Annotated in this window: 14 protein-coding genes and 1 riboswitch; of the genes, 10 read left to right on the top strand and 4 right to left on the bottom strand. The window is 48.8% G+C overall.

The window, feature by feature from the left end; all coding sequences use genetic code 11:
• Positions 1-7: 7 nt before the first annotated feature.
• Together I2H74_RS06120 and I2H74_RS06115 are read right to left on the bottom strand one after the other, a co-directional pair.
• Positions 8-436, bottom strand: coding sequence for a ribonuclease domain-containing protein (locus tag I2H74_RS06120; protein WP_420707421.1), 429 nt, complete (start codon positions 434-436; stop codon positions 8-10).
• Between the two features lie 167 nt (positions 437-603).
• The gene (locus tag I2H74_RS06115) at positions 604-930 is read right to left on the bottom strand and encodes a cupin domain-containing protein (protein ID WP_195572492.1); all 327 of its coding nucleotides are present in this window, start codon (positions 928-930) and stop codon (positions 604-606) included.
• A 233-nt stretch (positions 931-1163) separates the two neighbouring features.
• A riboswitch (M-box (ykoK) riboswitch) is annotated at positions 1164-1334 on the top strand.
• Between the two features lie 181 nt (positions 1335-1515).
• Here I2H74_RS06115 and I2H74_RS06110 point away from each other — a divergent pair.
• The 9 genes from I2H74_RS06110 (at position 1516) to I2H74_RS06070 (ending at position 11394) form a co-directional block, all read left to right on the top strand.
• Positions 1516-2235, top strand: coding sequence for a response regulator transcription factor (locus I2H74_RS06110; protein ID WP_229106427.1), 720 nt, complete (start codon positions 1516-1518; stop codon positions 2233-2235).
• Between the two features lie 2 nt (positions 2236-2237).
• Positions 2238-3644, top strand: coding sequence for a sensor histidine kinase (locus I2H74_RS06105; protein ID WP_195572488.1), 1407 nt, complete (start codon positions 2238-2240; stop codon positions 3642-3644).
• A gap of 79 nt (positions 3645-3723) precedes the next feature.
• A complete protein-coding gene (locus tag I2H74_RS06100) occupies positions 3724-4239 on the top strand; it encodes an FG-GAP repeat protein (protein WP_195572486.1) in 516 nt (171 codons plus the stop codon).
• A 129-nt stretch (positions 4240-4368) separates the two neighbouring features.
• The gene (locus I2H74_RS06095) at positions 4369-5340 is read left to right on the top strand and encodes an LCP family protein (RefSeq protein WP_195572484.1); all 972 of its coding nucleotides are present in this window, start codon (positions 4369-4371) and stop codon (positions 5338-5340) included.
• 54 nt (positions 5341-5394) lie between these two features.
• The gene (ftsW, locus tag I2H74_RS06090; RefSeq protein WP_195572482.1) at positions 5395-6537 is read left to right on the top strand and encodes a putative lipid II flippase FtsW; all 1143 of its coding nucleotides are present in this window, start codon (positions 5395-5397) and stop codon (positions 6535-6537) included.
• 4 nt (positions 6538-6541) lie between these two features.
• Positions 6542-7672 carry an FtsW/RodA/SpoVE family cell cycle protein gene (locus I2H74_RS06085; RefSeq protein ID WP_195573388.1) on the top strand — a complete coding sequence of 377 codons (1131 nt, stop codon included), beginning with the start codon at positions 6542-6544 and terminating at the stop codon, positions 7670-7672.
• 282 nt (positions 7673-7954) lie between these two features.
• Complete coding sequence (locus tag I2H74_RS06080; RefSeq protein WP_195572480.1) at positions 7955-8443, top strand: RNA polymerase sigma factor; 489 nt, start codon at positions 7955-7957, stop codon at positions 8441-8443.
• Positions 8433-9698, top strand: coding sequence for an anti-sigma factor family protein (locus I2H74_RS06075; protein WP_195572478.1), 1266 nt, complete (start codon positions 8433-8435; stop codon positions 9696-9698). Before I2H74_RS06080 ends, I2H74_RS06075 begins: the two co-directional genes overlap by 11 nt.
• A 106-nt stretch (positions 9699-9804) precedes the next feature.
• The gene (locus I2H74_RS06070; RefSeq protein WP_195572476.1) at positions 9805-11394 is read left to right on the top strand and encodes a DEAD/DEAH box helicase; all 1590 of its coding nucleotides are present in this window, start codon (positions 9805-9807) and stop codon (positions 11392-11394) included.
• A 97-nt stretch (positions 11395-11491) separates the two neighbouring features.
• Here the strand turns inward: I2H74_RS06070 and I2H74_RS06065 are convergent, their stop codons facing one another.
• Complete coding sequence (locus tag I2H74_RS06065) at positions 11492-12370, bottom strand: LysR substrate-binding domain-containing protein (protein ID WP_195572474.1); 879 nt, start codon at positions 12368-12370, stop codon at positions 11492-11494.
• A gap of 116 nt (positions 12371-12486) precedes the next feature.
• Here I2H74_RS06065 and I2H74_RS06060 point away from each other — a divergent pair, with 116 nt between their 5' ends.
• Positions 12487-13680 carry a CynX/NimT family MFS transporter gene (locus I2H74_RS06060; RefSeq protein ID WP_195572472.1) on the top strand — a complete coding sequence of 398 codons (1194 nt, stop codon included), beginning with the start codon at positions 12487-12489 and terminating at the stop codon, positions 13678-13680.
• A 92-nt stretch (positions 13681-13772) separates the two neighbouring features.
• Here I2H74_RS06060 and I2H74_RS06055 read toward each other — a convergent pair whose 3' ends face one another.
• A complete protein-coding gene (locus I2H74_RS06055) occupies positions 13773-15266 on the bottom strand; it encodes a protein kinase domain-containing protein (protein WP_195572470.1) in 1494 nt (497 codons plus the stop codon).
• Positions 15267-15289 lie beyond the last annotated feature (23 nt).

Raw genomic sequence — 15289 nt, 5'->3', positions numbered from 1 at the left:
TGTACCTTTACGTTATTTGTTCAAACGTGTTGTAGTGATCTTCGGTCTTATATATTAAGCCATCATTGGAATATAGGATTCGATATTTCCCGCGGGGGCCGCCCTTGTAATGGATATCGGCTTCGTACCAAGTCCTCCCCTTCTTGTCGGGTAACTTTCGTTCGCGATTATGAAAGACATCGCCGCCAATGCTTTTGCCGGGAGCGACCTCATCTAAATTCCCCTTCTGCGGGTTCCATCCCAACTTCCTTGCTTCGGCTTTCGTAATAAAATTATCCGGCAATTTTTGATGTTCCATCAAGTGCTTGGCCACACTCTCGAACGTCGTATAATCTTCTGCCTGCGTCTCTTGGGAATTAGCAGCAATTCCACAGCCTGCGAGCAGCAATAGGCATAACCATGCAAACAAGACTGACTTCATTGCTTTTTTCAACATATTCATCCTCACTACTTATCACTTCTTTGTCTTTGATTTCTTCGTTCAACACTTTATCATTTGAGCATTCATTTGTAAAATGAGCAAAAAAGGCCTTCAAGCATGATCCATGCTAATAGACCTTTCCTGCCCTGTTTATATCATAGATCCTCGTGTTCCTCTAACAATCATCGGGATTGCCTCGAAAGCAAATCTTCTCTTATCGGCGTAAAGCAGTCCAGCAGCGCGCTCGGCGCTAGTGCCTTCACGCCATGCAGCGCCCCGCTTGGGATGACGATGCTCTCTCCTGCTTCCAGCAGGGTCGTCTTGTCATCAATGGTAAAGGCAAGCCTACCATACAAGCAGTAGGACATTTGCTCGTGGACATGACGATGCAAATAACCTTCCGCCCCTTCTTCGAATCGAACTTCCATCATCATGAGCGCTTGTCCAGGCTCCATCACTCTACGCTTAACGCCGGGTTCTGCTGCCTCCCATACTTGATCCACACTCATTGCCTATCCTCCTACTTGATGCTTAATCGTGAAAGATTCATCTTTCTATGCTTATGAGTCATTCGAAAGATGATAATACTGAATATAGCCCTATCTCCTATATTACCGGTTATTGGAACCAAGCAGCGGATTCAATTTCAACAATTTGGTATAGAATATTGTCATTCATCACAAGCTCGGGATTACCCTCGCTTGACAATAAGCTGAGATCCATATACTATCAGGCATAGTAATCAGGTCCTCGTTAGGTGAGGCTCCTATACAAATACAGGCCACTGCCCGGAAACATCGAAAGATGCCAATGGGTAGAACAGGGATTGCCGGATTAAGGCTTTTCATAAGGTGGCTAAGGGCTCACGCCCTTTACGTTGTATAGTGCCAAAGCTGTGACTAGGGGGAATGAGGCAATAGTTGGATATGATTATCAGTCCTTCTGCCGCTCAAGCTGTATGCACCGAGCTCTCCCGAACTTCACGGGAGAGCTTTTTTCATTTCCAAGATAACGATGAATGATTACTCCATTTCACGACGATCGTCAGCGCATCGAATAAAGAACACGATGCGTGAATGAAGGAGGAAACAACCATGATACTAGAATCTACTCGCCATCCCATCCTCGTGGTGGAGGATGACCATCATATCCGGCGTTTCATCCGCATTAACCTGGAACGAAACGGATTCCAAGTTAAAGAAGCCTCAAAGGGAGCCGAGGCCCTTCTCGCCTTCGAGCAGCACAGCCCAGAAGTTATTGTGCTGGATGTTATGCTGCCGGATATTGACGGCTTTGAATGCTGCAAGCAAATAAGAGAGCAGGACCCTAACGTCATCATTCTATTTCTTACGGCCAAGGGGCAGGATCTGGACAAGATCAGAGGACTTGAGCTAGGGGCAGACGACTATATCGTGAAGCCCTTCAACCCGCTTGAGCTTGTAGCACGGATCAAAAGTGTAATGAGGCGCACGCAGGTATCGCAAGCACTAATCACCTCAGAGACTCGTCATGTCATCACGGTCGGGCCTTTGCGCTTAGATATTGATGCGAATCGGCTGTATAAGCATGGGCAAGCTATTGAGCTGACACCCAAGGAGTACCAAGTCATTAAAGTATTTATGGAACATCCGGATAAGGCGCTGACACGAGATGAACTTTTAAATCTTGCTTGGGGAGAAGACTTTGTAGGCGACCCAAAAACCATCGACGTTCACGTGCGGAAGCTTAGAGAGAAGATCGAGGACAACAGCTCCAAGCCCGTATGGATAGAGACGGTATGGGGACGCGGATACCGCTTTAGAAAGGACGGATAACAATGAGCATCCAAAAAAGACTCGTGGGCAGCTATCTGGCGGTGATCATGATTACCGTGGGACTGCTGGAGGTCGTGCTCATTACCTCTGTTAATTACTATTATCATCACAATGTGGAGGAGTCGATCACCAATCAGGCTGAGATCTCGGCTAACTTTTTCAAAAACTATTTCTCCGATACAAAGCTAAGTGAGCAAGCCGATCATCTCCTGCGAGGATTCGCTCAGAACACGTCAGCGCAAGTGCAAATCATCGATGTCTCTGGAAGCCTGCTCGAGGACTCCAACAAGAATAAGCCTCATCGCAGCATGCTCGGCTATCCCGATGTGAAGGAAGCATTGAGCGGTGGCGTTGGCAAATGGAAAGGCAGTGAGCCTGCTTTACATGCACCTGATGATACGCTGCTTGCCATCGCCTACCCTCTTGTCTCCGCAGATGGAATCGTTGGTGCCGTAAGGTACGTAACCTCGCTAACGCCTGTTATCGCAACGATCCGTTACATTGCGGCTTGGTTTATCGGCGCTGGTCTACTAATTCTTGCTCTAGTCGCCGTTCTCGGCATGATTCTATCGCGAACGATTACCGGTCCTATCCGGGAGCTAACGGCTGCTGCCGACGAGATGGGTGAAGGGAACCTGTCTGTTAGAACCAGCAAACGATATCAGGACGAACTCGGCACCTTAGCAGACACCTTAAATACGATGGCTTCTCGGCTTGAACAGCATGAGGCACTAAAGAACGACTTTATCTCCTCCATCTCTCACGAGATTCGAACGCCGTTAACGAACATCCATGGATGGGTAATCACCTTGAAGTCTGATCCATCAAAGGATGAAAGCCTCTGGTCGGAGGGTCTGGACATTATCGATGCGGAAAGCATTCGGCTTACTCATCTGGTTGACGAGCTGCTTGATTTCTCCAAACTTGAGAATGGGCGGATTCAGCTTGCGCTTACGAAGGTCGAACTGCCGAAGCTCCTCCAGCAGATCAGCACGCAGCTATTGCCGCGAGCGAGTCGGCTGGGACTTGACCTTCGTATCGAGATGGACCCTGCGCTCCCTCCCGTGAATATCGATGAGAATCGAATGAAGCAGGTCCTGATCAATGTCTTGGACAATGCCTTTAAGTTCTCACGTCCGAACGGCCGTGTGTCCCTTCGTGCGGCGCACCATGATCATGAGATTCATATGACCGTCCAAGATAATGGACAAGGCATTAAAGCAAGCGATCTCCCGCACATTACACAAAAATTCTATCACGGAAATGAACAGTCTTCAGGAAGCGGACTTGGACTTGCCATATGTCAGGAAATTATGAAGCTGCACCAAGGATCGCTGGAGATTGAAAGCGAATGGGGAGAAGGGACGACCGTAAGGTTAAGAATCCCGTTAACACATCATGAGCGATAACTTTAACGATTTCATAACCCCTTTTCAAAACGACTTCATTACACTGGAAAAGAAGAGAGATGGGCAAGGAGTAAATCATATGGAAAGAAGATGGATGATACGCATCATGGTCGTCTTGATGCTATTGCTTCAAGGCTGCAGCATGCCAGCGCCTCCTATCGATCTGATACAGGCACCTGAAGCATACGATGCGGAACCAAGTGAGGACCAGCTAAGGCAGGCCCTGCCGGATGGTTCCAGAATCCTGCTCCCCTTGTCTCAGGAAGGCAGCTCAGGGATTACGTTTGGAGATGTAGACGGGGATCAAGCCGAGGAAGCGATCGTCGTATTCGAGGACGGTACGATGAATAACAGTCTCCGTGCTGCACTGCTCAAAAAGATCGACAATGAGTGGAAGATCGTATGGGAGACAAACGGTTCGGGTCATGGCCTAGACTTCACCCAATTTGAAGATGTCAATCAAGACGGTGTTCCAGATCTCGTTCTAGGGTGGGTGCTCGGAGGCGGCGAAAAGGGCCTGGATGTGTATGCATGGAAAAACAACACACTCGAATTATTGCAAAAGAAAGGCTACCGCGATCACCCAAAAGATTAAAATGAGAATGAAGCCTCCCTTCCATAATCAACGATCCATCGTTGGGCTCTCTCGTGCAGAGAGCCCTTTTCTGTGATGATTTACAACCGCCGATCCATTCAACACGAACGAAAGGCAGGTTATGAATAGATGAAAAAAAGACGGACATGGAGCATGGTCCTGCTCTCATTCATTCTTATCGTGACAGCAGGCTTCATTTTTCGAAAGCCGCTCTCTGTATGGGCCTTTGACCATTTGCTTGCAGGTAAAGTTGAAAAATCACTTGAACAGGCCTATCAGCCTCTAGAGGGAGACCGCCCTAAACTTGAAATGGGCGATCAGTCGCCATTTTCCCTTCTACTGCTTGGCATTGACCAGCGTGATAAAGAAGTAGGACGCTCAGACTCGATGATCTATTCCGTTGTTCGGCCAAAGGATCATCAAGTACTGCTCGTCTCCATTCCAAGAGATTCGTACACCGAGATTATTGGAAAAGAAAAAAAAGACAAGATTGCTCATGCTTTCGCCTTTGGCGGAGCGGAGATGAGTGTAAAGACGGTGGAGCACTTGCTCGATCAGCCTGTCCATCATTACGCCTCTATCAACTTTAAAGGCTTTGTCGATGTGGTGGATGCGCTAGGCGGCGTATCTTTGCCTATCACAATGGATATTGAGAATAAGCAATGGAACCACGATAAGTTCCTGATTAAAGCCAATAAGCCCATCTATTCCGGCCTAGAGGCATTGAATTATGTACGCTACCGTGAAGATACAGACCAGCAGCGGATGGAACGCAATCAGATCTTCCTAAAGGCAATCACAACCCGAGCCCTGCAATGGAAGCAGCTGAGCAAGATTCCATCTCTGTTAAACATAGCCGGCAGCAACCTGCAAACGGATATTGCACCTAATGGCGTGATGGACCTTGGGAAATGGATGTTCTTAGCAGATGAATCCCCTGATTTTCACAGTTACGCCTTAACAGGTGATGGAAAGATGATGGACGGCATTTGGTACTACATTCTCGATGAGGACACGGTAGAACGTGCTCATCAGATGATCGAGGATTGGTTGAATCCAGACGCTGACATCAATAATCTACTTGCTCAGCTCAAACACTAGAATGGCCTTAATGCAAAAGGAGTTCACTATCCTTAAGACAGGAGGTCGGTCTAGATGAAGCAGCCGCGCATAGGCCGTCCTGATTATCTGCTTCTCATTACGACCATCATTCTCGTAAGCATTGGCGTCGTTATGATCTTCAGCGCGAGTTCCACCGTGGTCGCGGTCCGTTACGGCAACGCTTGGCACTACGCCGCAAAGCAGAGCTTATTCGCAGGAGTCGGACTTCTTCTCATGCTGGTGTGCATGTGCATTCCATATCGAATATGGAAGCCGTTCGCTCCTCACCTGCTGTTGATCTCCTTTGTGCTGCTCCTGTGGGTATTGATTGGCGGAAATCTCGTAAATGGAGCCAGAAGATGGATATCCATCGGCTTCTTTCAGTTTCAGCCCACTGAATTTGCGAAGTTGTCCCTTATTATCTATTTGGCCGCCCTGATCAGCAACAAAGGGGAACGGATCGCCTCCTTCAAGCGAGGGCTTCTTCCTATCTTGATCGTGGTCGGCCTGCTTCTTATGCTCATCATGCGGCAGCCGGACTTCGGCAGCTCGATGCTGCTGATCATCATCGCTTTAGCTATTGTCATATCAGGCGGAATCCATCTTCGGCAGCTCGCGATTGTCAGCGCAGCCTTGATTCCCGTTATGACCATGCTTGCCTTCAGCAAAAGCTACCGTGTCAAGCGATTAGTCGCGTTCTTGAACCCGCTGGAGGATGCTAGCGGCAGCGGCTACCAGCTGATTCAGTCCTTCTACGCTCTTGCTCATGGAGGTTTGTTCGGAACAGGGCTTGGGCATGGTGTGCAAAAGCATTTTTATTTGCCTGAGGCTCACACGGATTTTATCTTCGCTGTTGTGGGAGAGGAATTTGGCTTTTTAGGGGCACTATTCGTTATTCTTTTGTTTTTACTCTATCTCGGATGCGGTCTCCGAACGGCTTTAAGAAGTAATGATCCCTTTGCTATTCTGCTTGCTACGGGGATCATTACGATGATTGGCGCACAGATTCTGCTTAATCTGGGTGCTGTTACGGGAGCACTGCCTGTTAAAGGAATGCCGCTCCCCTTCATCAGCTATGGAGGCTCCTCCCTCCTGCTGTGCATGGTAAGCACTGGCATTCTGCTCAGCATTTCTCGTGACAATCATCGTCGTTGTGCTGCAGAAGCCCATCCAAATGCTAGGAAACAGAGGGTTTGATCATATGCTAGACTTTAAAAAATTTAAAAAGATTGACGGTATTACCTTTATCCTATTATTAGCATTAGTTGCGGTAGGCACCATTGCCGTATACGATGCAACGCAGCACTCTGACCTGAGAGGAATCTATTGGAATCAGATCATCATGTTCTTGACATTCTGTATTCCGATGTTTCTTATCGCACTGCTCGACTATCATGTGCTAATCAGCCGATTGGCCTATATCCTGTACGGTATCGTGATTATCCTGCTTGTCATGGTCTTGTTCATGGGCTCCACGCTTAACGGCGCTACGCGCTGGATCAGCATCGGCGGCTTCCAGCTTCAGCCCTCGGAAATGATGAAGGTCGTAACCATTCTGCTTGGGGTACATTTGCTTAAAAAACATCAGGGAAAAGAGCTTCGAAGCTTTCGAGACATTGCGCCGATCATGGCTGTCTTTTTCGTGCCGCTTCTGCTCATCTTAAAGCAGCCTGATCTTGGGACAGGCCTCGTATTCATCGGGATTATGCTCGGGATGCTGTGGATAGGCAATATTCGTGCCAGTTATATGGTGATTGGCTTCGTTGGCTGCAGCTTGCTCGTACTGACGATCTTTGGACTATACTTTTACAATGAAGAGCTGCTTGCAAAGATTATTCATCCTCATCAGCTGGCTCGAATTCAGTCATTTCTTGACCCGACAAGCGACCCTGACAAGTCATGGCATGTGGACAATGCCATTCTAGCCATCGGCTCAGGACAATTAAGCGGCAGCGATGGTAAGTATCTGGAGGGAGGATTCATTCCTTATGCATACTCCGACTCCATCTTTGTCGTCATTGGTCATCGCTACGGCTTTATCGGCTCTTCCGTGCTGATTCTGTTATTTTTCCTGCTTATCTGGAGGCTTGTCGGCATTGCAAGGGATAGTCGCGACTTAGCCGGCACCTACCTTGTGGTGGGGGTGCTTGGCATGTTTATCTTTCAGATCTTTGTGAACATCGGCATGCATATCGGACTTCTTCCGCTGACGGGCATCTCCTTGCCCTTTATTAGCTATGGAGGCAGTTCCATGCTTACGAATCTCATTGCGATTGGTCTTGCATTAAGCGTCCATGCCTATAAAAATGACATCCCCTATGATGATCTATAAACGTTTGCGGTTCTATCTTTATTTGCGCCTAACGTCCCTCATAAGGAACTTAGGCGCATTTTTGTATGAATGCCCATGTATTTGAATAATGGATAGAAAGACCTTCGTTCGCAGAGAGTCTTTACAATCGCTGTGGTTAGAGCCTATCTTGATTATGGAAACGGATTGATTAACAGGCTTGAAAAACGACCGTTCTCAACATTAATTTTTTTCACCTGTAACGAAATCCGCTCAACGATACACAAATAGAGGTAAGCAAAGAGAGAGGAGGAAGGTTTAGTCATGTATGAGGACATCGAACAGCTGTATTTAAAATATTATCCTGAGCTTCGCCGCTTCCTGACAAAATACTGCTCTGATGCGAATGCCGTGGATGATCTCATACAGTCGACCTTCCTCGAGGCATTAAAGAGCATGGAAAGCTTCAAGCAGCAGGCTTCATGGAAAACCTGGCTGTTTGCGATCGCAAAGCATCAGTTGTATCGGCATTACCGCAAGCATAAACAGCCCACGCAGCCAATCGATGAGCTCTCTTACACGGATCATCTAGGAGCAGATGACATTCCGAACATGGTGCTGGCTAATGAAGTCATGCAGGCAGTGAACAAATTGCCTAAGCCTCATCGAGACATTATGCATCTCCGACTCATTGATGGGCTATCGTTTAAAGAAATTGGAACGCAGATTGGACAGTCTGAGAATTATTGTCGAGTTAATTACTACCGTACGAAGGAAAAACTAAGAAAGGAGCTGCAAGCCGATGAATTGTAATCTTGCCAAGGATCTTCTGCCATTATATATTGAAGGGCTTGCTCATGAAGAAAGTGCAGATCTGCTGGAGCAGCACCTAAACACCTGCCCCGATTGCAACAATGCCTATCAGCAGATGAAGCTTGATTATGAGAGCACTCCTCCATCAAGCCATGATGCTAATGAAATGCATGCGATGATCAGCCGACTTCGACAATACCAACGAAACATTAAGCTTGCAGGCGTGCTTGCAGCTATGCTGCTTTCCTGTGTCGTTACAGGGGCGAATGTTCCATTCTTGTCGACGATTCCGTTTATCATTCTGGTTCCATTTCTGTGCAGATTGTATTACCAGCGCTCATTATGGATTATCGTGTCCTCACTCCCGTTTGCAGCGCTTGGAGCGTGGATCAATGAAAATAATAGCAGCTATATCCCCACCTTTACGGTCATTGCATGCTTGCTTACATGTCTAGGCGTCGGTGCAGCAGTATTATTTCAACAAGGAATCCGTGCCATTCAAACATGGTCGAAGACCGTTCTTATCCTGCTGTCGCTCGGCATCATGATCTTCAGCTCGTCTGGATACTTTTCCTTAATGGGCAACCCGATCGGGTACGTGAAGGCAATGGCCGACACGCGGCAGTATGTGAACGAGACCTATTCTGATGGAACATTATCGTTTGTAGGCGTCCAGTACAATTTTAAGTTCAAGCGTCATTATGGCCTGTTCGAATATGTGCTAAATGGCGTTAGGCAGCGCGCATCGATAGAGATCTATCCAGACGGATTTGTTGTGGACAGTTATAAGTATCATCTGGATACGATCTTTGCTGATGAGCGAAGTGCCGATCTAAAGACAGCGTTAACAGGGGCGCTGAATGGCGAGCCCCTCTATATAAGCGCTTATGCAGCGGAAGGACAACAGCTTCAGATCGCAAAGGAGGAGCTGAATGATACGTACTACAACCTCTCCTATAACCTTGAGCGTCGCGATAAGGCTACTGCAAATCGCCAGAGAGAAAGTGCCAAGCTAACGTACGAGATATCGCTAGGACGCTTCTCGGATGAATTGGATCACATGAATAAGGAACAGTTCGTGGCTAAAGCTGCAACAATTGCAAAGGAGCTCGAAGCAAAGAAGATTCTCTATGCCCGCATAGAGCTGAAGGCTAAGCGAGATGCGACTACTGTGCAGACGCTAAGCTTTACGCCTCAAACTCCGCTTGATGAGCTGAATGGCAGGGTGCTAACCTTCGATGAAAACAGTAAGTAATGCACTTAGTCTGCCAGCATGCACAGCCATGTTTACCGTTCATTCTTGCTTCGTGCGCGCCGCATGATACAATAGCATGAGGACTTCAACAAAAGGGAGCTTATAGATGACGAAATCTTTTAAACAGCTAGGCATTCGAACGGAGCTGGTTGAGCAGCTAAAGGAGCTTGGCATTGTTACGCCAACTCCGATACAGGAGCAGTCTATTCCATTCATACAGGCGGAGCATGACGTGATTGCAGAAGCGCAAACGGGGACAGGAAAGACCCTCGCCTTCGTGCTTCCTATGCTGGAGCGCATCAATATAAACCGAGATGATATTCAAGGTCTGATCCTGACGCCAACACGCGAATTGGCGATTCAAATTACGACAGAGCTCAAAAAGCTTACGCCAGTAGTCGGCGCGCGTGTTCTCGCCGCTTATGGCGGCCAGGATGTGGAACGGCAGCTTCAGAAGCTAAAGGGTGCCGTGCACATTGTTGTAGCAACACCTGGCCGGTTGCTTGATCATCTTCGTCGGGGATCCATCAGCCTTGGCAAACTCAAAATGCTTGTTCTGGACGAAGCCGATCAGATGCTTCACATGGGCTTCTTAACAGAAGTTCAAGATATTATTACGCAAACACCGACCAGCCGTCAGACACTCTTGTTCTCAGCAACGATGCCGCTTCAGGTTCGTCAGCTTGCTTCAGCCTACATGAAGCAGCCCGAGCAGGTTCAAGTGGAGACAGAGCAGATTACCCTTACGGAAATTAAGCAGATTGCGCTGCAGGTAACGGATCGGTCTAAATTCAACGATTTATGCTCGCTAATTGATCAACTCCGACCTTATCTCACCGTTGTATTCTGCCGGACGAAGCGCCGGGCCAGCAAGCTCAATCAGGAGCTGCAGGAACAGGGCTATGCATCCGATGAGCTGCACGGCGACCTGACGCAAGCGAAGCGCGAGCAGGTCATGAAAAGATTCCGTGAAGCAAAGCTGCAAGTCCTTGTCGCGACCGATATGGCAGCGCGCGGACTTGATGTTGAAGGCGTGACTCACGTATTCAACTATGATATTCCGGCCGATGCGGAGATCTATATTCACCGGATCGGTCGTACAGGGCGGGCTGGGAATACCGGCACGGCAATTACATTTGCAACCGCGCGAGATCGCGGCAAGCTTGAAGCGATTGAGCGCGGAATCCGCATGACGCTGCCGACACGCCAGATCGGGAGCGCAGGGCTTGAGCGCATTGGCGGCGATACGAAGGCCGCAAAGGCTAAGCCAGCCCGCAGCGCGGGCGCGGAGCAGGCTCCTAGCCGCGGGAATCGTGGTGCTGGGCGCACTGAGCAAGCTCCTAAACGCGGCAAGCGCGATGCGGGACGGGCAGAGCAAGCTCCTAGCCGCGACAAGCGCGGCGCGGGACGCGCGGAGCAGGCTCCTAGCCGCGGCAAGCGCGATGCGGGGCGCACAGAGCAGGCTCCTAGCCGCGGCAAGCGCGATGCGGGGCGCACTGAGCAAGCTCCTAGCCGCGACAAGCGCGGCGCGGGACGGGCAGAGCTGGCTCCTAGCCGCGGAAAGCGTAGCGCGGGACGGGCAGAGCAAGCTCCTAGCCGCGACAAGCGCGGCGCGGGGCGCACAGAGCAAGCTCCTAGCCGCGGTAAGCGCGGTGCAGGACGGGGCCGTCACTCAGGCGGACGAGGCAGGCACTAAGACTCGCCCACCTTCATAAGATGCAATAAGCCGGATCGCCCGGCAGTCCATTGGGCGATCCGGCTCTTTTTATACCACGCACGGGCACCGGACATTACTACTGAGCAGCAAAATGCTCTGTAATTCTTTGCATAAACGTCCTTGCTGCGCGACTAAGATACTTGTCCTTTCGATAATAGATCTCCAGGTCTCGTATAGGCGAGCCTTGAATCTCTACGGCTTGGATTCCAAGTCCTTGGAAGCTCGCAATCAACTTGCTTGGCTGAATAGTTGCCCCTACCCCTGCCTTTACCAGCTGAAGCAGGGAGGTTACTGTGCCTGTCTCCATGATGATATCTAGCGAGATCTCTTTTCCACGACACCAATTCTCAATTAATTCACGCCCGATGAAGCCCCTCGGATACATGACGATCGGAACCTCGAGCAACTGCTTGGGATCAATGATCGTTTCTGCTGCCAGCTCATGCTCTTTGTGGATGTAGAGACTATAGTTCTCGGTGTAAAAAGGGACACGTTCAACGCGTGGATCTGGCTGTATCGCCAGACCAATTCCCATATCCACTTCGTTATCCAGCACTAAATTCAAGATATCGATGGAAGGAAACATCTGAACCTTCGTATTCGGGAATTCCTTATGGAAATCGACGAGCAGTGAGGTTAGGCGATAATCTAGATCGGAAGGTAGTACTGCCACTCGAAGATGACCCGCATGCAAATTCGTCAAGTCCGAAATTGCATTTTTTGCATTTTCAAGCTGCTGAATGGCCTCAATCGCATAATGCTCAAGAATCCCCCCTGCTTCCGTCTTGACCGTCTTCTTTCCTATTCGATCAAACAATGGTACTCCAACCTCATCCTCCAGCACACGGATTTGCTGACTTAGCGTCGGCTGTGTAATGCCGAGCTTGTAGGCAGCTTCAGAGAAGTGAAGCTCCTGGCATAATGCAAGAAAATAGTGCAGCTGCCTGATCTCCATCAGTTCGCCTCCTTAAAACCATAGATAAAAACTATTGTTTGTATAGATAAAATAGAATTGATCTATCATTTTTATCATATTACACTAAGAACAATCTTAAGGAAAGGAGTCTTCTGATGCGATCATTGTATCTTATCCTCATTCTTTTTTTTCTATCACTTAACTTAAGGCCATCCATCACATCTGTGGGGCCGCTGCTTGACATCATTCGGGCTGATCTCGGAATGAGTGGTGTTGTAGCAAGCTTAATAACGACACTGCCTGTTCTTTGCATGGGCATCTTCTCGCTCTTATCGATCAAATTCAGTCAGCGCTTAAGCATCGAGGCTTCCTTGCTGATCGCTTCGGCTTTGATCTTCGCTTCAACATTGGTTAGAGCCTTTACACATAGCTCATCCCTATTCATACTGACTTCCTTAGGATCAGGTATTGGGATTGGCATTATAGGACCGCTTATTTCAGGCTTTATCAAGAAATACTTCCCGGATCAACTTGGCGTGACAAGCAGCATATACGCCGTGTCTATGGTCATAGGGGCGGCAGTAGCCACAACGTTCTCCATTCCTTTATTCAACCTGTGGAATCAATCGTGGCAATTATCCTTAAGCTCCTGGAGCATATTGGCACTCATCGCAGCCCTCTTGCTTCTGCCGCTTATCCTGAGCAACAGAACCGCTAATGCTCCCTCGGCCATACCATCGCTGCGCGTTACCAATAAGCGCGTCTATCTCTATATGCTGCTGCTGGGGTTTGTTGCAGCGGTCTTTTACTCCGTAACGGCATGGCTTGCACCCTACGCCCAATCCATCGGCATGAACAGCAAAGAAGGCGGTTATCTTCTCACTGTATTCACGCTCGTTCAGATTCCAGTGAGCTTGGTACTGCCCATCATAGCAGCCAGATCGGGCAGTCAGATCAAGTGGCTGATGGCGTGCTGCCTGTCAGAAGTGGCTGGTATCGTGCTGCTTCTGCTGTCCTTTTCGCCTTGGGCAGCTATTCTATTGCTCGGCATTGGTGCTGGAGGACTATTCCCGTTAGCGCTGCTTCTGCCCATGCATGAAGCAAGCACCTCGAATGAGGCTACTTCTTGGTCGGCTCAAACGCAATTCGGCGGCTTCATCATTGGCGCTTCCGGTCCGCTGGTAGTCGGATTCACAATCGATATCTTTCACAGCTTTACTCCCGCACTTATTGTGCTGCTGCTGACAATGCTCGTCATGCTGCTCACGATCATACGATTAGGCCGACGCAAGCAGGAGCCTTCATCGTCTATCCTGCAAGAGCCCATAACAGCTATACACCGCGAATAATCGCTCTAATAAAAATAGTCCCTTATCGCGCTTAGCAGCTGTAAGGGACTAACCCATTTTCACCATGTTATTCATCCGCTCTATTCTAACCTCTATCTTTTCCCGAGCCATCGTCTCAGCCAAGAGCCTGTGGCGTTGCGGTTTTCTATTGGAACGAGCTCGCTTACAACACGCGAGACCTCTTCGCTGCCTGCAAATGGATCAGGTTGGTAGGGCAGCGCTACTGTGCACAGATCCGGCATGTGCTGCATCATATCACACACAGCCTGTCTTGAGGCAAAAGGAATACACAGCGTCCAGCGGCTGTATCCAGCTTTCATTTGATTATGATAAAAATCAATAATATCAGGCAGATTCCATACACTTCCCGATCCTACAATGATCGGAATATGAGCCTTCATCGCATTTTTATAATAAGAGGAGGAGCGAAGTTCTCCTACATCAAGCACGATGTAGTCATAGCCTCGTGACAGCAGCTCGCTCATGCTCAGCTTGGCATTGCTTTTAATGTAATCCACGCCTCTAATATGGAATTGATCCAGGTCCATCGTCTTGTATGCTACATCCTCATAGACGCACTCTATTTTCTCATAATCGCGCGTCCCGTTAGCCTCAAATAACGCCACTGTGTGCTTTTTTCGAGCCAGCTCTTGAGCAATCATGATCGATGTATGACTGCTCCCAACACCGCGGGCTGTGCCCGCAACAGCAATCACGACACTGCTAACGGCAGCCTCAGTGTAAGGAAGTGGCTTAGGTGAACGTTCCTGAGTCTGCTGAAGTCGAGATGCAAATACATGAAGAGCATGTTTGACTTCTGATGCATTCGAGTACCGCCTATCGGGAGAGGGCTCAAGCAGCTTATGAATGAGATGAGTAAGCTCAATCGGCAGATCTGGATTCCACTCTTGAAGCGCGATTCTTTCTACAGCATACCTTTTTCCATTGCTTAAGAGATAATACATCACCAGCCCAAGCAGATACAGATCGGTTCTCTCGCTCACAGATCCGCCTGCCACTTGCTCTGGTGCCGCAAAGAACCTGCCGCCGGGCAGCATCGTAGAGGCTGAATCGGCGGCACCTCGATTCGGAATAAGGCCGTAATGATTGATGCGAACATGGTCATACTCATCCATAATCAGCTGTGAAGGCTGTAAACTTAATAGCAGAATCGGCTCGCTCTGTTCACAATGAAGATAGTGAAGTACTTCACATAATTGAAGGGCAAGCTTTATCACCCGCGCTATTGGCCAGTGCTGCCCTCTATGTTCCAACTCATAAGTGATTGATTCACCCTTCGTGTATTCAAGCACCATATAGCTTGAGCCGCATTCATCAGGATAGTAGTCCTTCACCTGCTGCAGATAAGGATGACTAAGACGCAAGAGCCTCTCCTCTTCTGCTCCAACCTGATTTTCAGCCGGAAGCTCTCTTTTTCTCCCACGAATCATGCAGCGCTTTTGCTTAAGCTTCAAATCCTCCGCCAGATAGAGGACTGCACGATTAACAAAGCCTAGAATGGACACAACCTGATATCGGTTACCTAACCGATCTGCAATATGAAGGCGCGGGGTACAGTCGTTCATCCTTCTCCCTCCTCCGATGTCAT

Source organism: Paenibacillus sp. 1001270B_150601_E10, assembly GCF_015558675.1.
Classification (GTDB): domain Bacteria; phylum Bacillota; class Bacilli; order Paenibacillales; family Paenibacillaceae; genus Paenibacillus_B.
Note: the sequence above shows the minus strand (reverse complement) of the source record. Positions and strands in the feature narration are given on the sequence as shown.

Coding starts and splice junctions, on each gene's coding strand:
- I2H74_RS06105 (WP_195572488.1), top strand. CDS start 2,238: ATGAGCATCCAAAAAAGACTCGTGGGCAGCTATCTGGCGGTGATCATG.
- I2H74_RS06115 (WP_195572492.1), bottom strand. CDS start 930: ATGAGTGTGGATCAAGTATGGGAGGCAGCAGAACCCGGCGTTAAGCGT.
- I2H74_RS06060 (WP_195572472.1), top strand. CDS start 12,487: ATGCGATCATTGTATCTTATCCTCATTCTTTTTTTTCTATCACTTAAC.
- I2H74_RS06095 (WP_195572484.1), top strand. CDS start 4,369: ATGAAAAAAAGACGGACATGGAGCATGGTCCTGCTCTCATTCATTCTT.
- I2H74_RS06085 (WP_195573388.1), top strand. CDS start 6,542: ATGCTAGACTTTAAAAAATTTAAAAAGATTGACGGTATTACCTTTATC.
- I2H74_RS06100 (WP_195572486.1), top strand. CDS start 3,724: ATGGAAAGAAGATGGATGATACGCATCATGGTCGTCTTGATGCTATTG.
- I2H74_RS06055 (WP_195572470.1), bottom strand. CDS start 15,266: ATGAACGACTGTACCCCGCGCCTTCATATTGCAGATCGGTTAGGTAAC.
- I2H74_RS06110 (WP_229106427.1), top strand. CDS start 1,516: ATGATACTAGAATCTACTCGCCATCCCATCCTCGTGGTGGAGGATGAC.
- I2H74_RS06075 (WP_195572478.1), top strand. CDS start 8,433: ATGAATTGTAATCTTGCCAAGGATCTTCTGCCATTATATATTGAAGGG.
- I2H74_RS06120 (WP_420707421.1), bottom strand. CDS start 436: ATGTTGAAAAAAGCAATGAAGTCAGTCTTGTTTGCATGGTTATGCCTA.
- I2H74_RS06065 (WP_195572474.1), bottom strand. CDS start 12,370: ATGGAGATCAGGCAGCTGCACTATTTTCTTGCATTATGCCAGGAGCTT.
- I2H74_RS06080 (WP_195572480.1), top strand. CDS start 7,955: ATGTATGAGGACATCGAACAGCTGTATTTAAAATATTATCCTGAGCTT.
- ftsW (WP_195572482.1), top strand. CDS start 5,395: ATGAAGCAGCCGCGCATAGGCCGTCCTGATTATCTGCTTCTCATTACG.
- I2H74_RS06070 (WP_195572476.1), top strand. CDS start 9,805: ATGACGAAATCTTTTAAACAGCTAGGCATTCGAACGGAGCTGGTTGAG.